The sequence below is a fragment of the Leptolyngbya sp. GGD genome (assembly GCF_026735145.1).
Lineage (GTDB): Bacteria > Cyanobacteriota > Cyanobacteriia > Leptolyngbyales > Leptolyngbyaceae > Leptolyngbya > Leptolyngbya boryana.
In genome coordinates, this window is record NZ_JAPQKE010000013.1 from 60245 (window position 1) to 85152 (window position 24908).

Here is a 24908-nt window from a genome sequence, read left to right on the forward strand (position 1 = left end):
GAACTTGATCATGAGTTCAGAGAATGCGCTGTCTATAGTTTCAGTCCCGTTGCCGGGATTAGAGGTTTTGATCGCCCGCCATCTGGAACCCTTACTGAACAAGGGCTGTAGAACCGATTTTGGCAAAGGTCATCTGAAACATTGATCCCAGCCTTTATTCTACAGTGATGGCGATTTTTTGAATCGTTAAAACTATTGATTTGTCTTGGTTCTAGCAATTTGGCGAACCCCCCAGGGTTTTCGACCCCGCTTCGGTTTGCCAAAACTTGCTGCCATTATAGAACGATCGCCGAAACTTGGCGCGGTTTCTCCGACCCATAAGCTAGCGTTCTTTTCACTGCCCCTGCATCCAACACATAAATCCGCACCGCATCCTCCTCCGACTTGATCAACCGCTCAATCTGAACCTGAAGCTTCGCAAACTGCACCGCCGTCAGAAAACACTCAAACACACTGTATTGTGTCCAAGTCCCATACCCCGACAACAACTTATGCAACCGAGTCCGTCGCTTATTCGCCGCCTTACTATCCGGCAAATCATAAATGATCAAATAAAACAGCGTCGTCATCTACCGCACCGCTAAAGGCTTGTAAGGCACATCCTCCTGCAAATGCCGAGCTAATAACCTTGCCTGAAGCTCGATCGCTTTCCGATAACTACAGCGATACTCAAACACCGGATGCGTAAACTCATCACTCAACTTCCGCTCAAACCCCTGCAAAAAAGCTTTTCTGCCCGAATCTGACAAGCGATATGCCCCTAAACTTTCCGCAAAATCTTTCTGCTGAATCTCCCGATTATTGAGTACCGTCAACACCACATTATCCGCAATCAAAGCGCGAAATTCCTCCATCAAATCCAGCACCAAAGCAGGCTGTCCCCGCGTCACCTCATGCAAATAGCCAATATACGGATCAAGCCCTGCCAAATGTACCGCTGCTGTCACCTGCGATCGCAACAATCCATAAGCAAAACTCAGCAACGCATTCACTGGATCACTCGGCGGACGACGATTTCGCCCTGAAAACTGCCAATTCCCTTTCAACATCTGCGACCAATAACCAAAATACTCCCGCGCTGCCAACCCTTCCATCCCCCGCACTTGATCGATCGTCTTTTGAGCAGCCACACTCGCTTTTCGCTGCTTTAACGGATGCTCTTTCACTCCATGCCGATACAAGACCGTCGCTTGATTGTGGATTTTAGTCGTGACGATCGCTTTCACCAATTCCAACTTCTGCGCCTGATCCTCATACCGCCGATACTGCGCCAATCGAAGTTGCCCATTGCGCGAGTAAGCAGGCAACGCCGATCCCAAGTGCTTGCCAAATCCAGACAGATAATGCACAGGCATTCCTAGTTCTAGCGCATACATCAAAGCATCGCCCGTCACTTGCGGATTACCCATCAATACAACCTGCTCGACCGTCTGCGCCGGAATAGTTTGCTTCTTCCAAGACCCATCCGCTTGCTTCAACTTGACAATAAATGCCTCATACGACTTGTTCAAAATCGCATCTGGCTGAGTCACATACAGAACTGACATGCTAACTCCTTAATTGTTTGACTTCCATCGGTAAACAAATGCTCTGCAAACTGCACGCCTGACACTTGGTTTTATGGTTGATCGGCGGTGGCATCGCACGAGCTTCAGCCATCTGAGCTGCCCGAATTGCATCTTCTGTCATCTGTCGTAACTGAGGTGAGAACTCCACCCGTTGCCGCCTTCGATTCGCATGATAAAAAATCTCACCATACGCGATCGTCTTTCCCGTCCGCTCTTCCAGACACAGTGCTGCTGCACAGAGTTGAAAGTGATCGCTCAAGTGCCGACCCATTTTTCCCTTCTTGTACTCCAAGGGAATGAGTTGTCGATCGCGCTCTTCTACCGCATCGATTACACCTGAAACTTGCAATCGATCTGACCACACCCACTGCTGTTGGTGAACAATAGTATCGCCCTCCTGTATCACTCCCGCCTCATTGATATTGCGATGCAGATGAGTGCCGAGAACAATATGCTCATTCTCAACCATTTCCCCCAGCACATACTCAAAGTAAAACCGCCGCGAACAGTACTCCCAAGCATTCAAATACGAGAGAGGCAAATAATTTTCAGGGTTCATCACTTACTTTCGCCTTACCATTCCCATTCCCGTCGGTGTCTTTCGTCCCACTCCGGCATACATCGCAAAATCCGCCAAGGTATTAATCTGCCGAATGGTCTCCACATCCACTTCGCCTAAAATTGCAAATGTTACCTCACCCACACAGCCAATCAACTTACTCCGACTGTCCATCACGATCTCAGTCCGAATGTCAAAGTAACTGGGAAAAAGTGGCTCAATCACTGCTTCAGAAAATGGAATCCCACTGTACTGATTCCATCGTCGCAATAGACTCTGAAAAACCAACTCTTTCGTCGGTAAAGCACTATCGTACCGAGTCTGACGAAAGGTGGTTGGAGTACAGAACTGAAGTTTAATTTGTCGATCTCGATCTGAGGCTTGCTCGTACAGTTGAGCATACGAACTAAATCCTGCCCAAGGCTGCTTCGGCTGCGCCGTTCCTAAAATGCTAGTGACTGTAAGTTCTGCGGCTCCTAAATGCCAAGACTGCTTCGGACTCAGATTCAGCCACAACTGTGCTAACTGACTAAACAAAGAATCATCTAACAGAGAAATGCGCCACCAGCAGGGAACTGCGATCGCATGATCATGCTGATATTGCAGCAGCGACTGATGCGATCGAGTTTGCAAAGAACTGAGCGTAAAGGACTTCTCAGAGGTTTGTTTGTGCAAGGTTTCGCTGAGGGTTGGATTTTGCGATCGTACCAAATCCAAAAACAGTGCATGAAGATGTCGCCCACTCAAATGACTCGCTGGAATTGGCGATTGAGGTTGTAAATTCAGAACTAAACTATGCGGCATGGCTTACCCAAAGTGATAGTGCATCTGAGCCGGAATCTTCAAAGAAAAATTCTCAAATGTGTAAAATTCTCCACGCATTCGGACATTGCGAATCAAGCTGACAGGAGGCATATTCACAGTGTCATAACTCAAGACTTGGTTAGTAAACATCACATCTAACGGATTGAGAAGATAAGGAATCGTGAACTCTGCCGATTGATGATGCTTCGGGTTTGTCAGAATTTCGGCCGTCAGTTCTGTTTTACTTGCCCATTTACCCAAGCGAATCCATCTAGGCAGTTTGAGCGCTCGCTCTGAGATGATGAAAAACTCAAATCGGCTTTCTGGTGCAATCTCCTTTGTCCTGCCAAAACTTGGGATATTGCGCTCTGTCGGTTGCATTTCTACATGATAGCGATTGTCCGCATACTTCCAAGTACTCAAGATCGTCGTGTGAGACATGGCTCTTGCAGGAGTCACATAGATTGCTTGAGTATTGAGTGGAGTAAGATGCTCTTTATATTTCGGCACTTGTTCAGGGCAAAAATAACTGTAAGCGTCTTTCTCAGCGACGACAGTCCTATGCTGCACGCTATCTACTAAACCTAGAGCATACGCAAGCGCGTAGTTATGCAGCACGGGTTCTGTCTCGTAGAGTCGCCCGATCTCACGGGTTGCAAAATATAGACTGTCATGAAGTTCTAGCGTGCATCGGTAGAAAGTAGGCATTGGAAATTACTTTGCTTTTGCAGTGGATTTCTTGCTGATGTGTTTCTGTGCATAGGCTTTTGCTTCGGCATCAGCTTGTTGCAAAAGCGATCGCATTCCTGCTTCTTGACCTGTAAGCTGTTTCACTTCCGTCAGTAATGCCTCAAAGTCAGATCCAATCAAGTCAGTATGCACAATGAATTCCTCTGACATCAGAGTTTGAATAGTCGCGATCGCAGTTTCTAGTACTTCATCTTCATTCAATGGATCAGTCGAGTTTAACGTGTTTTTTGCTTGCATCTGATCATAGATTGCTTGCGTCCAGCGCAGATTGCTTGTGATTTCTCCATCTGCAAACACAACGCCAATCAATTCGTTTCTAAGCCGCCCAGTTCGAGTGGTTTGTGCGCCATAGTGACGAGTTCTTAGAATGTTGTTAAACACATAGAGGAAACTTGCTTCAGTTGGATCTTTCAGTGTCACAATACTTGGAAAGAAGACTTGAGGGCGAATATGGTCTTGCTGATTGATCCGGCTTGTTACTTCTCCAGGTTTTGAACCTGCTTCGCCTTTTGATGCCATTGTGCCATTCTCAAAAGGAGCATTCAATGTGAAAGTTTCATGCGATCCATCGAATGCGGTGATTGAGAAAGCAGTATCGACGACAACTTTCGATTTTTCTGAACCAGAATCCCCGATCGCAAATCCGTAAATAATACAATCTGGATTGTCCATCGCGAATTTGACATTGTACTCGCAGTCTTCTGCGGTCATCAAGCCATAGCTTCGCAGCAGTTCGCGCCCGACTAAGCGTTCCGGTGTAGATTGCTTGCGCTTAAACATCGTCAAGCGACTGATCGGTGTTGCATCTGCGATTCCCGATCGTACTCGTGCTTTGTTCAGTTCTCCATCCGTTTGGAACAGTGGATAAGATTCGGTCACTCGAATGGTTAGAAAATGTGCATACTTTCCCATTGGCTTGTAGGGAATTGCATCGTGAAAGAACTTGGAATCAATTGATTTTAGTAGTGACATTTTGTTTCTCCTGTGTGTTAGTTCTCAACAACTGCATCTTCATCTTCTGGTGCTTCGCCTTGCGCTTTCAGTTCGCGATTTTCTTTGTCTTGCTCTAAGCGATAGAGAAACTCGCAAGTATCTCGAAGCAGGTTCAGTTGTCGTCCTGCAAGACGAGCGCGATCGCTAGCAAAGGCTTTCTGAAAAACTTCGACAACAAAGTATTGAGCAAAATCTAGAATGGCTTGCCGTTCTTCTTCTCGATCGAAGATTTGATTAAAACCTTCGGCGCGTGAAGCTCGGACGCGATCCATTAGCTTGAAGACTTCTGATGCAACAACAGCGATTAAAGTTTCATCATCAAAGACAATTGAATCGGCTTTGAGAAGGACTTCTGCTGCTACATCGATCGGCTTTAGAACGGCATTTGCTTTGGGATTATAGCGTCTGTTTGCTCGATAGAATTTTCGATACAAATCAGTTAGCTTTTGAGGATGATTCATGGGCGATTTTTCTGGTGAAATTAGCTTTACTCGATCGGCTGTTGGATCAAATTCGACATAAGGATCAAAGCAAGGATAGAAATGGTGAGCATAGAGACGAATTTTCTCGATTCGGGCAGTGTCGTTTTTCTGTTTGCGTATCCATCGGTTGAGATAGTTAAAAACATAAAGGGGACTCGTTTCAAAATCTTTGGCAAGCTCCGTCAATTTTCCCCAGTCCGCATCATAGCCGCCCTTGCCTTGTTTGGCGTTGACTTCTAGGTGAATTGCATAAGCTGCCGTCAGAACATTTAGAGGGGCGGGATAGCAAGTTCCATCTGCATCGTTCCAGCCTTCTAGAATCGCATCCAACCGAAAGCGATCACGCTTGACTAAAACCCGAATGGCTTGCGGCGCACTATCTAAAAAGACGCTTTCTTCAAACTCTGCACCATCTGTAAAAGGCGGAATCGGTGATTCAGAAACTACGGTTTTGACATCTAAAATCATTGGAAATGCAAAGCCTAACCAGGCAGGCATTACCCAAGATTCTGTGTCATTGGGGTCTTTCCCAGGAGGCAAAGCCATGAAGTAGAAGGTTAAAGGTTGATCTTCGGGGTAAGACAGCTTGAAGACCCGATTCTCCTTCTCTTCATCCATTAGAAACGTATCGATTGATTGATAGCGTTCTCGCCCAAAGTCAGCTTCTAGAGACTTAGAAATGAAATGATTTCGCAAGGTCGTATCGAAGCGCGTTTGAGCAATGCTGGTATATGCTTTTTGCAAAAAACGATTGGTTTCCGGTGTGAAGTAGTAAGTTGGATAGAAATAGATATAGCGGTATTTCCCGTCCTCAAATCGTTTTCCAACAGCTTGTGTTTGATTCATCAAGATTTGTCGCAGCATAATTTCTAAGCTAGCAATGCTAGAAATATTTCGCTTTGCGTTTCCTCCTCCTAGCATTTGCTTGTTGGTATAAACCTGTGGTGTGAATAAAACGGATGACTCCATTTGTTCAGTCACCGTGTAGGCAGAATGAGAGATCGAGCAGATCAACTGCTTTCCGCGTCCAACTTTTTTGGCTGCATTGTAGTTCGCTAACTCTTTGAGAAATTGATCAGCTTTCAGAGTGGGTGGAGTCGATTGAGGAAGCATCACTACTGATTGAATCCACGATCGCAGATCTTCCCAGCCATCTTGTAGTTGATATTGACTAACAATTGGTTCAATCTGATCAGCAATGCAGGCAATGATCTGTTCACAGAGTTCACGAACATTCTCAATTCCAGGATGACGCTCTAGATACTTTGCTGCAAGATAGTACCATTCGTAAGGAATTCCGCCTGTGCTGCCTTTGATTTTTTGCTCTTTAAGCGTCTCATTAATTTTCTGAATCTCTCGGATCTGCGGCAAGTATTCTGCTAATCCCAATGATTCAGCAACGCTCTGCGTTAGATTCAACTCAGGCAATTCGGGCAGTTTCTTATTTTGCTTGCGAGCAGTTGTAATTTTCTCGACGCGATCGCCCCAAATTTTACGACTGATTACATCCCCAAATTCTGCAATTTGATCAATGCGAATGTCATCTCCAAAACTGAAATCATAATCGGCTGATAATGCGCCTTTTTGCTGAAATTCTAGTAATTTATCATTTCTGCTCTTAGCAACTGAAGCTTTAGTCGATGACAGAATTCTCAACGTTGCATCTAGCGCGATTTGCATCAGAGTCCGGTCATCGCAGAACAGAGTGTAATAGTCTGCATATTTCATCCCTTTACCATCTCGCCCAAATCCAGTTTGTCTAAGCCGTAATTGCTCGGTACAAAGGTCTTTGATTTTATTGACAACTCGATCCGGCAGATCGCTAGGATCGATCGCTGGTGCATCTTTGATAGCGAGATAGATTACTCCAGTCGGTAAGTACAGTAATGGCTCATAGATACACTCATCTGTATTGAGACTAGTATGTGCATCCACTAAAGCATTGTTTACGACGTTTGTTAAAGCACCTCGATTTTCTGAAATGCTGTGATAAGTAAATTTCAGCTTGCCATTGCTGAGTGTATGAATTAGCTCTTTGAGTCTAGAGCTTTCAGCATCATATGGGTGTTTAACGATCGAAGCCAAAGAATCTGCGAGACAAGCTAGATTTGCAAGGCTTGAAAGCTTCTGACCGTTGAGAATCGGATCTAATCCATATTCAGAAAAGTTCCAATTTGTATCCCATCGTCGCTGTGCATTGTACGCAATACAGAGTAAATCATCGATGTAATCTCGATAAGTTTCAATATTGTTCGGATCAATGAATCGATCGAGTCCTAGCTGCTGAACTTTTTGATCAATAATTTGCCGATGTTGCGCGATCGCTAATTTGCGACAGTCATCAGGCGCATCTGGAAATTTCTCGAAATCGTGCAGAATGAAACCTGCGATCGCAAGTCTTCGTTCTTTCTCTTTCACAACTCGCCGAATCGTTGTGTCCATTTTTTCCAAGCGCTGCTCAATCAGATTTGCGGGAAATAATCCATTCAACAAATGCGTATTGAGTGATTGATCACCTGCATTATCTCGTCGAACCTTAGTTTTTCCTTCTGCTTCGCGTTGTCGATCGAGTTGTTCAAAGAATTGACCGCCTTTTGCTGTCACTCCGATCGCAATTCGCAATAGATTCGGTAAAACGTATTCAGCAAAATCTTGCATCACAGCATCATTCGGATTTTGCGCCTGGATTGCTTCTCGAAGGAGTTTGAGAGTGAGTAATTCGCGTTGACCAGGATCGATTGTGCGAGAACTGCTTTCACCTTCTAGCTCAGAGCCATCCATCCAATCATCCGATTGATCTAAATCTGCCGTCGTCTCTTCTAAGTCAGGCAACAACTGCTCTGCTTCAACTTTATTCTGTATCTTCTTCGTCATCTGTTTGTTCTAGTAAACTTAAGTAGGTTTCAACTTCTGCAACGTACTGTGGATAATCAGCCAAAGCATATTGCAGAGCTTCATATACCTTTTCAGCAATGATTTCGTCATATAAGTGAGCGAGTACATTCCGAAATCCACCTGATTTCTCCATACGTTTACCTAATGCTAGAGAAATCAATCCATACTGCCCAGCTAAGATGAATGTTTCAGCATTTTTTGGAGCTTTTCCGCCTTCTGAAGTAATTCCAGCAACACGCTTAAGGAAAGCTCGATTGATATCAAGAGCAGATTGAATAACTTGTTCAAGTAGACGTTCAATAATGCTCTGTATGTCCTCATCTTGCAGATAGTCATCCAACGTTAGGGATTGAAAGCGATCGAGGCGTTGTAATCGCCTCCCGATCCCCTCTAGTTTTTTGCCAACCGTAACTGGAGTGAATTCCTTCATCGTCTAAGTTTCTCCAAGGTGGATCGAATCGATTCTCGTTGCTGTTGACGAAAAAATTTAAGTTGCTCTTTACTCATGAGTTTTTGCTGCTGAAAGCGCTCAAACTCTCCTGGTTCAAGTTCATAAAGAATCTGTCCGTCTTTTGCAATATTATGTGCTAGCAAATCTGAACACTCTTTCATCTCGATCGCATCAATCTGATCATCACCTAGCTTATAAATCTGCTGCAAAACTCCCCAGATCCGGAGAAAGTCGAAGCCTCCTTTTTCGTATTGTTTGCGGAGTTCTTCATCGCATAAGAAAGCAAAATCCCAGTCGCTGTTTGCATCATGATCTCCTCTAGCTCTAGAGCCAAAGAGAACTAATAATTTGAGATAGGGAACCTGCTCAAGAATCTGCGGTACGAATTCGATCAGTTCCTCTAAAGTTTGTGGAGGCTGATCTGAAAGTTTAGCTTGTTCCTGACGCACCAACTGACGAGCATAAAGCAGACAAGCTTGGATGTCTTCCTGTTCCAGCCACGGATAGGTTTTTACCATTGTTTCAAATGTCTCTCCTGCTGCGATTAGCTCTAAAGCGTTCTCAACAGTGAGGCGCTCTCGGATAGCAGGTTTGCCATCGAGAATTTTGCGATCGACTGTGATTCGTTTCAGAAGATTTTGCTCATTCATTTTTTTCATTTCTCTGAGCGAGTTAGGGAGCCGATGAAGATTTGATTTTTTTGTTCTCTCAAACTAGCTGAAAAATCTTGACAACGGGACTGAAATCTTAAAAAATCCACGGGTCGTCTCCTTTGCTTTTGAGTTGATAGGCGAGGGTATCGAGGAGTAATGCACTTTGTCCAAACGCGATCGCGTAAGGCGAGATCGCATCATGGAAGCTGCGCGAATCACTAATCGGATAAATCTGAAAGTGCATCGGCAGCTTTAGCCTAAATCGCACATCAGCCACAGGACGCTTTACCACATAGGCAACCAAACCCTCTATTCTCAGCCGTTTATTGATCTCACTTGCCCAAGAGTTATCCGGTTGCCAGACTTCGATCCCTTTGAGAACTTGGATTTGCCAAGCTTTTGCGCTGAGATCTCCTGAGTAGGTGAATTTCCAGTTCGCTCTCTCTTCTCGATAGCGATGAAGTTTCATAAAAGCTAAACAGTGAGAAAATCGACCTTTTGGAATCGGGTGCTGAGTGCGTTGAACTGTCTCATTGAGCGATCGCAGAAATGCTGCTTCACTGATCATCTCAATCTCTAGATTGCTGAGAATTCCGGGGAGGTCGTAAGTTTTAAAGCGATCGCTTTCATTCTCTTCGGTCAAATCATAGATCCCGCACTGTAACGGACTAGAGCCTCTAAAACTACAGGCATCCTCATAAATTGGATTCCCCTCTTTCTTCCCCGAAAGCTTCTGCCAATCTTGCGCCCAACCTTTGACAAATCCAGCAAGTTCTCTAAAAGAGCGATCGAAAACACTTTCACAAGCGGTCTGAAATATTTCTAAGCTACTGGCATACTGTTCTCGAATCGTTTTATGCCCTAATTTGCGACCCAGATGAAGCGACTGAAAGGCTCCCCATCGTTTGTAGTAACCCCGAAAATCATTGATAGTCCGATACTCATCCAAAACTGTTGAATTGAGAAAAGGACGATCGTACTGTTTACCTTGAATCAACGGAGGCGAGTCTTTCTCAAACAGTCGCTCTGTAAAAAACTTCGGAACAAGTGCGTAAGCTGTAAAGTTCTTGAACTGAATCGTTCGATTGTTCAGTTGATAGCCATCGTGTCGCCCTAATCGTCCAAGTCGCTGGATAAAATTACCTGCATCAGACGATTCAAAAAGGAGAAAGTTGATCTTAAAGTCAACTCCGACATCGATCGTACTGGTTCCCAAGATCAGATCAGCAGACAAAGACCGTTCTCGCTCTGTCGTTCCAGATAGTCCCGTGTTCTCATTTACTGTTAAACCGTAGGGCAAGAGGTGCTCTTGAAAGAAGGGCTTCAGTCGCTTGACTGCTGCGATAGAATTCAGAATGATTGCCCCTTTACTGCCAGGATGTTGCTGAAACTGTTCTAGAATTAATGCTGCATTATCTCTTAACCACATTTCTGATGCTTTTGCAGCGGATTCTAACGCCACAAAGTTGAGCGTAATTGATCGTGCAACTTGCCGCCAATTCTCTGATGTAAGCTGCTTTTGTTGCTCAACTGAAGTAGGAAATTGATACTTATTTTCTGCAATCGGGTTAATGACTTTACAGCGAAACCCTGCTTTTCTCAGGCGCTGAATTAACTGTTCATTCGGTGTTGCGGAAAGAAATAAGAACTTCCTGCGCCGACTCGTCGATCGGATCAATAGCATTGTGTTGATCACGCTCGAAATCTGAGGGGCAGCAAATACATGAAACTCATCAAAAATGAATAGCTCGAAGACTTTATCAATCCGTCCCCACAGTTTATCGGGACTATCATCGGGCATGAGATAAGCCCCTCGATGTAAGTAATGAAAGAGATCCGGATTGGTGAGTAACACTTCTGTTTGTTCAGTTCGAGTTGCGATCGCAGCACTTTTCCGCAGGTCTTCATTTTCTGCATAGTTCTCTAAGGTTGCTCCGCTCAATCTCACAACTCGCGGCTCATTTTCTGGCTGGAACTGTTGAATGTAATTTTTAATTTGAGTTTCTTGATCTCTTGCAAGCTCGTTAGTGGGATATAACCCGATCGCGCAACAGTCTCCTTGAAGCACTCTCAAATACGCTGCCAAACTCTTTCCATCTCCTGTCATTGCTGTATTAAAAACGACATCAATTTCTGGATCTTGTAGTGCTTTTAGAGTTTCTGCCTGATGCCAAGAAAGTACCCATTGATCCGGAAGCTGCACTTCCTCCGAAGCTTCTAGCGCAGGACAAGAATAAACTGACTGGAGTGTAACAGAGTAGATACTCATCGAAGTGTACGTAACGAGTTGCTATAGGTCTATCATATCGGCATAATAAAAAAGTGCAAGTTCAAAGTGTACGTACATATGGCGCGTAAAGGTCAATCAATCACGTTAGCGATCTCCGATCGCAATAAAGCTGAGCTAGAAAGGTTGGCGCTCGAACTGGGAATGACTTGGGGCGATCGCGCAAATATTTCCAAACTGGTAGAAGCGATCGCACGTCGCCAATTGACGATTGCGCCGAATCACGATTGGAAAATTGAGCGAATCAATGCGTTGAATCAAGCACGCTCGGCTTTAGTCGATGCAGGCAAGATTGAGGATGCAGTTGCAATCGCGCAACTTTTGATTGAGCGCAGTGAGTTGACGATTCCATTGAGAGTTGAGTTAGAACAATTCATTGCGAAGCCTGTTCAGCCTTGGCGCTTGCAGCTAGAGCGATACATTCGGCAACAGCAGCCGTTTCAGTTGTCGTATCAAGATGCAGCGGAGCGAGTTTGGCAATTCACGATTCGGTATGCGGTAATCGCGTCTCATGAGGATCGGCAGTATCTCGATTGTTGGTGTGAGGAGACGGAAGAAGCGCAAGGACTGGGGGAGTTGCAGCATAATCGATCGCTCAGGCTCGATCGCATTACAGATGCGGCGATTAGTCGAGCAGATGGACAGTGGAGATCGTCCGGATTAGCGACGATTTTAGTGGAGTTGCATTTGTTTCGGGGATTGGCGTTTGCGTATCGGAGTAAAAGCGCGATCGATATTGTGAACGAGTGGCATGAAGAGTTACCCCGAGTGCGGCGGGTGGTGCGGCAGGTGTCGAGTACGTTTTGGTTGATTCGGGAGATTTTGCGATATGGGCAAGATTGTGAAGTGGTTGCACCAGAAAGTGTGCGGGAGTTGATGAAACAGGAGATTTTAGGGATGTGCGATCGCTATGGAATTCAGTCTTGAGTAAAGACTCGACAGAATTAGTCGATCGATTTATGATTGAACGAGATTTTGACAAACCGAAGCGGGGTCGAAAACCCTGGGGGGTTCGCCAAATCGCTAGAACCAAGACAAATCAATAGTTTTAACAATTCAGAAAATCGCCATCACTGTAGAATAAAGGCTGGGATCAATGTTTCAGACGACCTTTGCCAAAATCGGTTCTACAGCCCTTGTTCAGTAAGGGTTCCAGATGGCTGACGATCAGCGCACTTAATCCCGGCAACGGGACTGAAACCTGTAGCACCAGAATTGAAAGTAACCGCAGCTTCCGATCAGCGCACTTAATCCCGGCAACGGGACTGAAACGTCTTAACTGAAGACTCCAAAGAAACAAGCCCATGATCGATCAGCGCACTTAATCCCGGCAACGGGACTGAAACAACCTTCGCTTGGAACTCAGGACTTGGATCGTTCCCGATCAGCGCACTTAATCCCGGCAACGGGACTGAAACTCTAGCGAAAATACCCCCGATGCTTGGTTGTAAAGAACGATCAGCGCACTTAATCCCGGCAACGGGACTGAAACGATTCCTTGGCAAGGGTCGAAAGAAAGCTGAGGCTGACGATCAGCGCACTTAATCCCGGCAACGGGACTGAAACTTCAGTTTTGGTCTAACTTGCTCCAAACTTCACCAACCGATCAGCGCACTTAATCCCGGCAACGGGACTGAAACAGAAGATGGAAAAACCGAGAGACTGAATCACAATGTTCGATCAGCGCACTTAATCCCGGCAACGGGACTGAAACACTTGCTGACGTTTACGGCGGATCGTGCGGATCGGTCGATCAGCGCACTTAATCCCGGCAACGGGACTGAAACAAGGGCTAGGACTAGGACTAGGTGAAGGGCTAGGACCGATCAGCGCACTTAATCCCGGCAACGGGACTGAAACCCTGCCAGGGGCGCGGATTCGGTTGCCTTGGGTTCCGATCAGCGCACTTAATCCCGGCAACGGGACTGAAACATTTGTTGGGTTCGCGTCGTTACTACGCTTACACAAGCGATCAGCGCACTTAATCCCGGCAACGGGACTGAAACAACCGTCTTTCCATCGTCAATGAACTGAGTATTGCGATCAGCGCACTTAATCCCGGCAACGGGACTGAAACTCTTGCTATAGGGGAGCGAGATCGACAGGATGCGTAGGTCGATCAGCGCACTTAATCCCGGCAACGGGACTGAAACTAATCGTAAAACTTCGTAGATTCTTATATTATTTTGCGATCAGCGCACTTAATCCCGGCAACGGGACTGAAACATCCCGACGTGACTGTTAGCATCTGCCCGTTAGAACCGATCAGCGCACTTAATCCCGGCAACGGGACTGAAACAGGCAAAACTGTTTGAGGCGTACATTAATGTCCTGACGATCAGCGCACTTAATCCCGGCAACGGGACTGAAACTGGCATTCGGCAACTTCGAGAAAGAGGATGCCAGCGATCAGCGCACTTAATCCCGGCAACGGGACTGAAACGTCTTTTTCCCTTCTGACTTGATGCACCAAGTTGCTCGATCAGCGCACTTAATCCCGGCAACGGGACTGAAACTTCTATGAAACGTGTCCGTCTGAGTGAAATTGCCAAGAACGATCAGCGCACTTAATCCCGGCAACGGGACTGAAACATGTTTAGCTCGTCAGCGAACATTGACCACAAGTAAGCCGATCAGCGCACTTAATCCCGGCAACGGGACTGAAACGACTCATGAGTTAATTGCCGTGTAGTATTTTTCCATCGATCAGCGCACTTAATCCCGGCAACGGGACTGAAACAGCCGTATCGCATGTATCCGGTCTACCCTAACGATCGATCAGCGCACTTAATCCCGGCAACGGGACTGAAACTTATTAGGATTAGGAACGGGAACGGGATTAGGAACGGCGATCAGCGCACTTAATCCCGGCAACGGGACTGAAACCGTCGTGAACGTGTCGTCTATGGGCTGGCTTATCCGATCAGCGCACTTAATCCCGGCAACGGGACTGAAACCATACCGTCACACGACCGAAAAACCTCGAAGAGTTTAATCAGCGATCAGCGCACTTAATCCCGGCAACGGGACTGAAACATATGTCCAGCACCACGTATTGACGAAGTAAACGGGGTCCGATCAGCGCACTTAATCCCGGCAACGGGACTGAAACACGCTCATTCCAATTTCAACGCCATCGAACCCCAGCGATCAGCGCACTTAATCCCGGCAACGGGACTGAAACCGTACCATGACTTCCAATGACCGTGCAATGCGTAGCGATCAGCGCACTTAATCCCGGCAACGGGACTGAAACTTCACGCACCGATTCTCGAATTAGCTCGACTCGACCGATCAGCGCACTTAATCCCGGCAACGGGACTGAAACTTGCTGGTCAGATTGGGTCTGGTAAGAGTTTTACTCGATCAGCGCACTTAATCCCGGCAACGGGACTGAAACAAAGATTTGATGGCGATTGTAATGCTGCTCACACGAACGATCAGCGCACTTAATCCCGGCAACGGGACTGAAACTCCCAAAAATTGAGCAGTTCTTGACCGAAAAGGCGCGATCAGCGCACTTAATCCCGGCAACGGGACTGAAACCTGCGGATGGAGCAGGACAATAAGGGGATTGAGCACGATCAGCGCACTTAATCCCGGCAACGGGACTGAAACCAGAGTTCCCGATTAAGACAGTCCTGCTACGGGCTTCTGCGATCAGCGCACTTAATCCCGGCAACGGGACTGAAACAAGGGATTCTTCAATCAACAATACAGATGGTGCTCAGGCGATCAGCGCACTTAATCCCGGCAACGGGACTGAAACCTTCATCCTCCCAAGAAGGCGTAAAGTCTTGCCCTCGATCAGCGCACTTAATCCCGGCAACGGGACTGAAACTTATTTAATTTTGTGGACTAAATTTATGCCTAGAGGCGATCAGCGCACTTAATCCCGGCAACGGGACTGAAACCAATCCATAGTTAAGCAGCCATTGAAAAATCTACTACGATCAGCGCACTTAATCCCGGCAACGGGACTGAAACTATCCCGAATCGTTCTGGTATATCGATGGCGACAAAACGATCAGCGCACTTAATCCCGGCAACGGGACTGAAACTAGCCGCGCGCAAAGTCGATCTGTTTCTGATTGACCGATCAGCGCACTTAATCCCGGCAACGGGACTGAAACCGCAACAATCATTGAGCTTCTAGAATATCCCCCCTGTCGATCAGCGCACTTAATCCCGGCAACGGGACTGAAACAACTCAATGTTCGTTACTTGCCCGGTCGCATAAATGCGATCAGCGCACTTAATCCCGGCAACGGGACTGAAACTAGACGATACTTTGCGGCAAGGGTCTGAGTTAGGTCAGCGATCAGCGCACTTAATCCCGGCAACGGGACTGAAACGAATTATTCCTGGGATGCGTTCTAGTGTTGACGATCACGATCAGCGCACTTAATCCCGGCAACGGGACTGAAACTGATTTCTGGGATTTGGTCGGCTACGGGTGGAAACGATCAGCGCACTTAATCCCGGCAACGGGACTGAAACAACCTTTCAGGCAGTGCTTAGTGCCCCTCCCAAATTGACGATCAGCGCACTTAATCCCGGCAACGGGACTGAAACCTGTTCAAGTTCGTCAGTTGGTGGCTAGCTCCACCGATCAGCGCATTTAATTCCGGCGGCGGGACTGAGACTCGGGAAAATTAGTCAACATCGCCACCATTCGCAGGCTGGGGCATTGCTTCTACATTTCAATCTCATTATCACCCCTTGAAGTTGAGATCACGATTTGGATAGCTACTCTCGCGTAACTATCCAAATCGTGTAGGTGAAGGGTATTTGCTCAAGATTCTGCTGCCATAAGATGCGTTCGCTATGAAATTCAGAGATTTTTCTTCGGATTCGATGGAGTGGAGACAGGTCTTGGAAGAAGTTGATTAGGGCGCTGTGGAATCGGATTCTGTCGAATTGAACTTTGAGGAATTGAAGGATGAATGGGATAGATAAGGCTAGCTGGTAATTGTGATGAGAGCCGTTTGAACGCGAGCAAGCTTGCTCCAATAATCAGGAGCAGTAGAGGCGGAAGCCAAATCCACGATAAGCGTTCTTTAGCGTGATGAATGCCATGGGATGGACTCACGATTCGTAAGAGTGATTGTCTTGTAGTGGGATGCTGAATGATGGGAGAGTGTAAAGAGGTGGCAGAACGAACTGTCGATCCATTCTCAAGATACATCATGCCTAGTGTAATATCGTCCCCGCTGCCTCGATATGAAGTCTCTCTTAGAATCATCGGTAGATTGGCAATCACGCGATCGAAACCCTCTGTGCGAACTGATTGTAAGTAATCTATCCCGATTCTGAAAAAATCCTCATCTGTTGCATAAGAATTTGCATATCCATCTGTCGAAGCTAAAATCATTGCAGGTAAAGGTACCTCTTGCACAGAGCAAACTCGAAGTCGTCCTTCTTCCCAAGCCTGTGGAGTACAGAGAGAAATAGTGCGATTAGCAATTAACCGAGCATCGATCGGTAACGGATGCTCAGTCGTTCCATCTGGCTGCACACATAAGATATCACCATCTCCTACCTGAAAATAGAGAGCAAATGCTTCTGTAATGAAAATAAGTAATAGCGTTGCACCATAAGCAATGCTTGGATCATCTTCGAGTTGCGATCGCGAAATTTCTTGCTGCAAAAGCTCTTGAGTCTGTAATTTGCTCCATTCTGCTGAAGTAAATGGATATTGCTGCGAATGCTCAATCACACTTCTACGCCATTGTCCTACAATTTGCTGAGGCAGGTCTTGAACCCTCTGGCATAATTTAATCGGATCATGCCCCCAGGCTGAGATCGTCTGTTTGATCAGACTTGTACTGACTCGAACAGCATAGTCTGCCCCGACGTGACTGCGGAAATAAGACTGTCCCCCATGGCCGTCTGATATCGCCGTTAACAACATTCGCTGCTGTTCAAATTCTATGGTTTCACAGTGAATGGCATCTTGATTCACTAATCCGGTTCGTTGATGAGCAGCGCCTTGAATCGATTTACCATCGCAGCACCAGTAAAGATTATTCATAACTATCTTTATTCGGATGGATCTTGATCAACTTAACTCACCAAACATCATCAAGCGTAGCTACTGGAACTGGGGTCGATAATGGAATGGGTAGGCTGCCGATCGAATGATTTTGGGATAAACTAGCAGGTGCAGAAGCTGCTTTGAGAACAGCAGTAGAAGCCCATTTAATCTGCCGTACCAAAGCTTCAGGATTGTTTGCTCGAAGTGGTTTAAGGTCTACATGACCAATAAACTGCTGAAGCACTTCATAATCCGCATCTCGCCCGATTGCGATCGCAACGCGAATCGCTTTTCTTCCCCACGGTTCATTGAGTAGAGCATTTAATCCTTTGAGATAGTTATCGGTTGGTTGTCCATCTGAAACCAGAACTAATACAGGCGGAAGTGCTCGATTACTCATCTGGGACGATTTGAGATGGGTTGCAACTTCATGTAACGCAGAGCCTAAATCAGTCAGTCCATTTGCGACAAGAGGATTCCAGTGAAAAGACTGGAGTGGAGTGGGGTCTGAAATGAGCCAGTTTGCACCCGTTGAGAACTGAATGGCTCGAACTAAGACTTGTGCGTTAGGATTACCTGCTGCCGCTGCTTTCATATGGGGAATGACTTCCTCGATCGCAGTATTGAGCGATTGAATTTTACCGTCAACTGCCATCGATTCTGAACAGTCACAAATCCAGATAAAGTGCAATGGACGAGTTGCCATTTTCCCGCCCGGTAGATCAGGCATCGCTGTAAAGAGATCTGCTTTTTGGTGAGGTTGAGAACTTGTAAAAGCATCAAGTGTAGATGGCGATTCAATGTCTTGCAGTGCGGTTAGAACTTCTAGTGCAGAGTTATAGCGATCTTGAGGACGCTCTGCCAGCATTCGGGTTAGAATCCGAGCAAAAGCGTCACTCACCTGGGTGTAGGATCGCCATCGTCCTGTTTCGATAGGATGGGTAAGGATATGAATGGGTTGTCGTCCGGTGAGGAGGACGATGGCACTCATTGCTAGGGCATAGAGATCGCTACTTGGATAACAGTGTCCTTGGCTCAGTTGCTCGAATGGAGCGTAGCCAACTTTGCCGACAAATGATGAGGGAATGCCATACATCATTGCGCGATCGTCATTGTGCAAAAGTGCTTGCGTTCCGACTCCAAAGTCAATCAACACGGGGGTATGTTTTGATTGCATCATATTGTCGATCGAAACATCGCGATGCAAAATCCCTTGAGCATGAACGGTACTAAAGACAGGCAAAAGTGCTTTGAGTAATTGAATGACTTCTGCTTCTGAAAAGACCTGATTGTGGGCAAGGCGATGATGGAGCATCGCTGCATAGGTTTCACCTTCGATGAATTCTTGCACCAAAAATAACCGTTCATCTTCCTCAAAGTAAGCAAAGAATTTGGGGATTTGCGGGTGTTCAATTTGATGTAGAATCTGCGCTTCTCTGTAGAATAAGTCTCGTGCTTTTCGCAGGCTTTGATGACTGATCCCATTGGGTGCAAACTCTTTCAAGACACAGGGTTCCTCGAATCGCTCCATGTCGAACGTGAGATAAGTGCGTCCAAGTCCACCTTGTCCGAGTACAGAATGAATGCGATAGCGATAGTGAATGATCGTTCCGGCAGGAATTTCTGCTTTCATGGCGAAATCATTTGTTTAAGGGGAATGTTGGTCTAAATTGAGGCAGAGTACTACTGTGCAGAAATTGGTTTGATCTGACTTGCTGCCGTGATCCGTACCTCTCCTGTTTGGTCATTCGGCTTCACACCATTGATTGCAATCCGATCGAGTTTTGCAAGTTCTGTGACACCTGCATTTGCCAAAACACTCTTCGGTATGATCACGCGATGCATTTTGCCGTTGTCAAGCTGGAGGTTCAAGTATTCTGTTTCTTCATCTGCATGACCAAATCCGTTGACTCGACCCGTTAGAGCATTGGTACAGCTAAATTGAATTTGCTCTCCTGCTGTCCAGCGAGTTGGATCAGTACAAGCTAGAAATTCATCGACTCGCTGAGCAATCTTGAGCAGTTCAGCGTAGTCTCCCGGTGTTCCTTCACTGTAACGAGCCGCTCTGCGAGTCTCTTCTGGAGCTTCTAACAGTGCTTTACGCAGTTGCTCTCGCTCTGGCTGAGCGATCTTGGGAGAAAGATATACGCCTGCGGTCGGGATAGCACGACTGGCACTGATCAATCGGAGTCCACTCCGGAAACGTTGACGTAGTGCTCTGAACCGTTCTGGAAGATCTGTCGGTGGTTCGTCTGTGATCCATTCTGAGAAGATCACACCCACATCCGCTTTACCTTCTAAGACTTTGTTGCTTGACGCAACAGGTGTGGCATTATTGGGATCAACACGCAAAGTTCGTCCGTAGGAGTCATAGACGGGAACATAGAAAAAGGGACTGTCGATGTTGCCGAGTGCGATCGTGGTTTCAGGATTACGGTTGAGATCTTCAAGGGTTCTGATGGGGCTATCTACTCGTGTGACCAGTGCAACCTTGAAGTCATCTGTGTTCGATCTCCGATTTCTCGCAGCAAATTCATAGTTATTCTGAATCGCACTGGCTGAGAGTAATGGATTGAAGGTAAATACCATGTCCCAAGCTTGAGTGTTGAGCTTTGCTCTCACTTGCTCAAAAGAATCTCTCCCGGTTGCTTCGATAAATTCGATTTTGACATCAATGTTGCGACCGAAGCGTTTTGGGAGTTCAGCTTTTAGGTATTCTACAAGCTTCTCGTAGCCTTCTTTTGGATTGAAAGGAGGCTGATTCGATTGACCTTGAGGTGCAGGATTCTGTCCTGGAGTGGGAGGCGGGGGAACATAGACACCGACGGTTAGAGTATTGATTGGAGCAGTCACTTTTCCGGCTTGGGCTGGCTTATCTTCCCATCTAACAATTGAAATGAACTTAGGAGCAAAGAAAGCTGATGCTACGATCGCAGCGATCGCTCCGAGGATTATCCCTCCTCGTTTCCAATTCGGTTTTGGTCTATCGTCGATAATAGTCCTCCCTCTGCCTTGGGTTCCTCCTTCTGATTGAGCAGGCTGAGGCGGTTTTCTCAATTCTAAGATGCCTAACGCCAATGCCCATGATTCGACTGCCCAACGTGCAACTTCAGGTTGGAGTCCATGATGCTCAACTAAGCGCAGTGCTAAGCGCTCGATCTGGACTTGAGGAGAAACGGACACTTGAGAAGAGAGTAGCTCTTCTGGAATCGAATCATTTAATGCGGTGGTTAAAGCTTGTCGTTCGAGCTTATAGTATGCCAATCGATCGTTGAGATAGCCGCGCCATTTTTGTGGATGCTCAGGAATGTTACTTCCAAGTTCTTCGACTAACTTTCTTAAAATTTCCCGTGCTGCACTATCCATGATGTCATTTCCTCTCGTAAAGTTTGTAGTTTTTTGTGAAAGTTGGGCGACTACATGCGGATTTCGCCCATTGCGCTGCCGAAAAGAATTTTGAGTCCTGAGTGTAAAGGCAGCATTTGCAGAGGTTGAATTTCTTGGACGTTTCCATCAGATGAAATTGCTGTCCAAGGTGTTTCAGAAAGGTTTTGCAGAATCAGTTCAGCACGATCGAAGTGGGGAAGCACCCGTGCTAAGGGCTGAGAAAAATCATAAAGACGATCGGGTTTAAGATGATGCGGATACAAAAAGGTATCAAAATTCAGCACAACAATATTTGTCGCATCAATCCGGATTCTAGGAGGGACTTGCAAAGGTTCATGACAATGCCAGCAAGATTTAGTACTCCCAACTGCTGTTCTGAATGATTCGATATCGTGGAAATTTTCTGCTTGACAGTGTGAGCAGTAGAAAATCGAGTCTCGAAGTTTGACCATGACAGAGCGCCACATACTTTCTCGCACTCGTCCTTGTTCTGGATCGCGCAGCCCAATCGTAAAAGATTGCACAAAGAGTGACTTGAGAAATTCAGGATAGATTGACCAAAACGCGATCGCATTCGCCCCCGCTTCACGACTTGCATCGTCGGATTCAGAAGTTTCCGAGAGAGCAGCGTTAGATAAGTTATCTGGGTCAAAGATGAACACTGGATCATGACCACAAAGCTGCATCCGAGCAGGCAAATCAAGACAGGGAATGTCTAATACTTTTTTGCCATAGAGGGGATGGTGATTATGAAAGAGGTAAAAAAGTAAGACTGCAAGCGAATATAAGTCAGTGCGCTTACTGGGCAAAGCTTCACGGCGAACAACTTCTGGAGCCATAAAATCCGGCGTTCCGAGAATGCCTCCACTCGTCGATTGGTCGATCGTGACGTTATCGTTGTCGCTAATTAAGATTTTTCCAGTATGCGGATGAAAGAAGACATTACTAAATGAAATATCGCGATAACACAAGCCATGAGCATGAAGTTGTAAAAAGCTATCTGCAAGTTCTAGCCCAATCGTCGCGAGTGTACGAAAATTCAGTTTTACTTCTCGCTTGACTAAATCTGAAATGCTACGGTAGCCTGCTTCTCTCAGCCGCATGATATAGCCAAATCCAGCGATTTCAGGAGAAGTGACGATTGCCAATGGCCAGAGAAAACGATCGTTGGGCGCTCCTAAATGCACAACTTCACTGAGACGATCTAGTAACCCAACATCCTGATGAATGTAGTAAGAGTAAAACCATTTTAGGGCTACAGGTCGATCGCTTAGCTGAGTTCGATAGACTTCACCTTGAGTTCCACTGCCTAAAAGCTCCTCGACTTGGCAAGGAAGACCCGTTGTGGTGTAGATGCGCTGTGTGGGTGTTAAAAGCTGGCTCATAGTTACTTCGCTTTAGGTCACGGAACAATCATCACCCGAATCAAGCTTTCAAAGATTGCATTTTTCTGCCAGTCTCAGTGCCAGAATCGTTAATGATCAAGGCGTTCTTGCCCAGCGTCCGACCCATTCTCCGCCCCGAAATCGCCAACGCGGAAAGAGTAGCCGCATCAGCACCCAAGATGAGATGTAAATCGCAAGCCAGACTAGACTGTAGTGCCAGAAAAAGCGATCGAGATGTTGAGCCGCATCTGCTGTCCCTGGTAACCCAATCCAGCGAATGACTCCAGCTAGAAATAGCCCTTCCACGATCGCTGCCGCGAACTGAAAGACACCGGGCCAATCATGATCCCAGAGATATTGCTGGAGACGATGATATAAAATATCCCAAACGACTCCAAATCCCCAAACGTAAAGTACAACCCAAAAGTAGACAGTTCCAGGGGCATGGCCAATGTATCCTTGACTAAACAGAAAGCTGATGAAAATCCCAATCGTTGTTAGCAAAAATGTTCGAGTTTGCCACCGTCCAATTAAAGTTGGGGTCATTGCTACTACCTCTTTTCAATTTATAATTGTTACTAGGGAGCTTGATTTGCTGCCCACTTGAACCATTGCCAGAGTGATCGCATTCCTTCGATATAATGCACATTCGGGGCGCGAAATTGAGCTAAACTCTCGGTCGCTCGATGGGCAGCGTACTGTAATCCTAAAAAGGTATCGACAGGAGCATAAGGACCTCCAAGCGTGATGATCCCAGCAGCATACATGCGGGCACGATCGTTTCGCATTTTCTTGATCTCGAAGCTATTCTCAACGTGTAACCGCCCTTGCGGATTGAGATCGAGATTGTAGTGAGTGATCAAATCATTCAGCAGTGGGTTGTCTCTAGGATTCGAGACTAATCCTGTACAATCAATCACAAAATCTGCTTCAATCTTGTCGAACCCTGCATACTCACGATTTCTGACGAATGTAATCGGTTTACCATTCGCACTACGTTCTACTTTCTCAACTTGACCAAACTTGAGGATATACCACCCCTCTCGAATGCCTTGTTTTACGATTTGTCGCCAACGTCCTCGACTCGCCGTCGTTGTTCCTCCCCAAGATTCTAAAAGCTCTCGACGTTGCAGAGGATCAGACGCTTCTAAGCGCGATCTCATATCCCCTCCCCAAGTTGCTTTGGGCCAATTGAATGGCTGAAACTCCCACTGATTCTCGACATATCGCTTAGCAACTCCAAACTGATTACCACGCTTCGGGGAACGGCTCAAATGAACTAAAGTAATATTAGGATTTTGTTTTCGGGCTTCGTAGACGCGATCGAGAATTTGCGATCCAACAATGCCAAATCCTCGAACGAGGACAGTTCCTCCATACTTTTCTAGATGCTCAAAGATATGGTCATGTGGCTCGTAGCCTTGGACAACCGATTTTAAGTCTTGAGTCGTTTCACGATAATTCTGTAAGTCAGGAAGCAGCTTGAGCGCAGGATAACCTGTACAGAGATGAACATAGCGTGCGATCAAAAATCGATAGTTCGGCGCACCAGGAGGACGAGTTGCAGAATAAGCAATCACATAGCGCCCATCTTCGGTCTTGCGAATGCTGCGAACACTGCCATAGCGCCACATGCGATCCCAGCTAATTCGAGTCGCTTCTCGATCCATTGCGTCAAAGACATCTCTCGCTCTTGGCGTATAGGTATCTGCTAGCACGGGTTCTGAAAAGACTTGCCATAGAAATCCAAGTGCGGCTCCGAGTTGTCCAGTACTGACTGATCGACAAGCATCGCGCAAAGCATAACCGGGCCATCCCCAGATGTTATCTGGGCAAGAATCAGATCCAGATCGAATGCGCTTATATCGAGGGATTTGACAGTTTCGCAGCAGTGTTTCGTACCGTTTATAAGGCTTTTCTTGAATACTTAGAACTGCAATCTGCTCTGGTTTCACACCTGCAATCCGCAGTGTATCGACCCAAACAAAGCTGCCCATCCCACCCCCGATCGCTGCATAGTCGATTTCATCAACTGGATAGCCAGATGCATGAAGTGCAGAGACTGAAACTCGATCGGCTGCAAATAGAGCGGGAGGTGGAAAGAATGAGCGATGTAAAGGTGAAAGAAGATTTTCCTGAGTCTCGATCGCATCGGTTTCAGGATGAAAGACGATCGTGGATGGAGGAGGGGCTGAAACTTCCGCCGCAGAGGTAATTTCAGTCAAAGGTGCAACGATTGTTGAAAGTCTAGGCTGTGCAATTGTCGAAAGACTTGCGTCTACGATCGTCGCTTGACTTAGAGATTGCGGGATAGTAATTGTAATGTTGTACGAACCAACTTGTAGCACATCGCCATTCTGGAGGGGATGCTGCTGACCCTTGATTTTTTGACCATTTAGAATAGAACCGTTCGCACTGCGATCCTCAATGATGAGTTGATTGTTCTGATCGGCAATCCAGGCATGAAACCGTGAGATTTTTTGGTTGGCATCAAGTAGGACAACTTGGGAAACAGGTTGTCCATGGTTCGTTGTCGGTAGCTGCGCGAGTTCTCGACCCAGCGCGATCGGAGTTTCAAATTGGTGCTGCTGTTGTTCTTCAGTGATGGGATCGTCCCATGTGAGTTGAATTTGCATCGCCTAAAACCTGATGAATGA

17 protein-coding genes and 2 CRISPR repeat arrays (1 of these 19 cut by a window edge) are annotated in these 24908 nt (G+C 46.4%); of the genes, 1 reads left to right on the forward strand and 16 read right to left on the reverse strand.

The window, feature by feature from the left end:
• A CRISPR array of direct repeats spans positions 1-74; the repeat unit is 37 nt; unit sequence GTTTCAGTCCCGTTGCCGGGATTAGAGGTTTTGATCG; it begins 3407 nt to the left of the window's first position.
• 201 nt (positions 75-275) lie between these two features.
• The 10 genes from cas2 to cas3 all read right to left on the reverse strand — a co-directional run bounded on the left by cas2 (position 276) and on the right by cas3 (position 11424).
• Positions 276-569 (reverse strand): CRISPR-associated endonuclease Cas2, encoded by a 294-nt coding sequence (cas2, locus tag OU814_RS30140; protein ID WP_268243143.1) that lies wholly within the window; start codon positions 567-569, stop codon positions 276-278.
• Complete coding sequence (gene cas1d / locus OU814_RS30145; RefSeq protein ID WP_268243144.1) at positions 570-1547, reverse strand: type I-D CRISPR-associated endonuclease Cas1d; 978 nt, start codon at positions 1545-1547, stop codon at positions 570-572. It lies immediately after the preceding gene.
• A 1-nt stretch (position 1548) separates the two neighbouring features.
• Entirely contained in the window at positions 1549-2127 is a 579-nt protein-coding gene (gene cas4, locus OU814_RS30150) for a CRISPR-associated protein Cas4 (protein ID WP_268243145.1), read from the reverse strand.
• Between the two features lie 3 nt (positions 2128-2130).
• Positions 2131-2931: a CRISPR-associated endoribonuclease Cas6 gene (gene cas6 / locus OU814_RS30155; RefSeq protein WP_268243146.1), complete on the reverse strand. Its 801-nt coding sequence runs from the start codon at positions 2929-2931 to the stop codon at positions 2131-2133.
• A 3-nt stretch (positions 2932-2934) separates the two neighbouring features.
• A complete protein-coding gene (gene cas5d, locus OU814_RS30160) occupies positions 2935-3639 on the reverse strand; it encodes a type I-D CRISPR-associated protein Cas5/Csc1 (RefSeq protein ID WP_268243147.1) in 705 nt (234 codons plus the stop codon).
• A 6-nt stretch (positions 3640-3645) separates the two neighbouring features.
• Complete coding sequence (gene cas7d / locus OU814_RS30165) at positions 3646-4653, reverse strand: type I-D CRISPR-associated protein Cas7/Csc2 (protein ID WP_268243148.1); 1008 nt, start codon at positions 4651-4653, stop codon at positions 3646-3648.
• Between the two features lie 17 nt (positions 4654-4670).
• A complete protein-coding gene (cas10d, locus tag OU814_RS30170) occupies positions 4671-8030 on the reverse strand; it encodes a type I-D CRISPR-associated protein Cas10d/Csc3 (RefSeq protein ID WP_268243149.1) in 3360 nt (1119 codons plus the stop codon).
• Positions 8008-8481: a type VII toxin-antitoxin system HepT family RNase toxin gene (hepT, locus tag OU814_RS30175; protein ID WP_268243150.1), complete on the reverse strand. Its 474-nt coding sequence runs from the start codon at positions 8479-8481 to the stop codon at positions 8008-8010. Before hepT ends, cas10d begins: the two co-directional genes overlap by 23 nt.
• Positions 8478-9152 (reverse strand): type VII toxin-antitoxin system MntA family adenylyltransferase antitoxin, encoded by a 675-nt coding sequence (gene mntA / locus OU814_RS30180; protein WP_268243151.1) that lies wholly within the window; start codon positions 9150-9152, stop codon positions 8478-8480. The genes hepT and mntA overlap by 4 nt, the downstream gene beginning before the upstream one ends.
• Positions 9153-9249: 97 nt before the next feature.
• A complete protein-coding gene (gene cas3, locus OU814_RS30185; protein WP_268243152.1) occupies positions 9250-11424 on the reverse strand; it encodes a type I-D CRISPR-associated helicase Cas3' in 2175 nt (724 codons plus the stop codon).
• Positions 11425-11502: 78 nt separating this feature from the next.
• Between cas3 and OU814_RS30190 the strand changes: the two genes are divergently transcribed.
• On the forward strand, positions 11503-12369 hold the full coding sequence (locus OU814_RS30190; RefSeq protein WP_268243153.1) for a helix-turn-helix transcriptional regulator: 867 nt from the start codon (positions 11503-11505) through the stop codon (positions 12367-12369).
• A gap of 237 nt (positions 12370-12606) precedes the next feature.
• Positions 12607-16088: direct repeats of the CRISPR family, unit length 37 nt; unit sequence CGATCAGCGCACTTAATCCCGGCAACGGGACTGAAAC.
• Positions 16089-16276: 188 nt separating this feature from the next.
• Here OU814_RS30190 and OU814_RS30195 read toward each other — a convergent pair.
• From OU814_RS30195 to OU814_RS30220, 6 genes are all read right to left on the reverse strand, one after another.
• A complete protein-coding gene (locus tag OU814_RS30195; protein WP_268243154.1) occupies positions 16277-17476 on the reverse strand; it encodes a PP2C family serine/threonine-protein phosphatase in 1200 nt (399 codons plus the stop codon).
• A gap of 37 nt (positions 17477-17513) precedes the next feature.
• Positions 17514-19112 carry a protein kinase domain-containing protein gene (locus tag OU814_RS30200; RefSeq protein ID WP_268243155.1) on the reverse strand — a complete coding sequence of 533 codons (1599 nt, stop codon included), beginning with the start codon at positions 19110-19112 and terminating at the stop codon, positions 17514-17516.
• Positions 19113-19162: 50 nt separating this feature from the next.
• Positions 19163-20845: a phosphate/phosphite/phosphonate ABC transporter substrate-binding protein gene (locus OU814_RS30205; protein ID WP_268243156.1), complete on the reverse strand. Its 1683-nt coding sequence runs from the start codon at positions 20843-20845 to the stop codon at positions 19163-19165.
• A gap of 50 nt (positions 20846-20895) precedes the next feature.
• Positions 20896-22251 carry a protein kinase domain-containing protein gene (locus OU814_RS30210; protein WP_268243157.1) on the reverse strand — a complete coding sequence of 452 codons (1356 nt, stop codon included), beginning with the start codon at positions 22249-22251 and terminating at the stop codon, positions 20896-20898.
• A gap of 96 nt (positions 22252-22347) precedes the next feature.
• A complete protein-coding gene (locus OU814_RS30215) occupies positions 22348-22797 on the reverse strand; it encodes a hypothetical protein (protein WP_268243158.1) in 450 nt (149 codons plus the stop codon).
• Between the two features lie 32 nt (positions 22798-22829).
• A complete protein-coding gene (locus OU814_RS30220; protein WP_268243159.1) occupies positions 22830-24887 on the reverse strand; it encodes an FHA domain-containing protein in 2058 nt (685 codons plus the stop codon).
• Positions 24888-24908 lie beyond the last annotated feature (21 nt).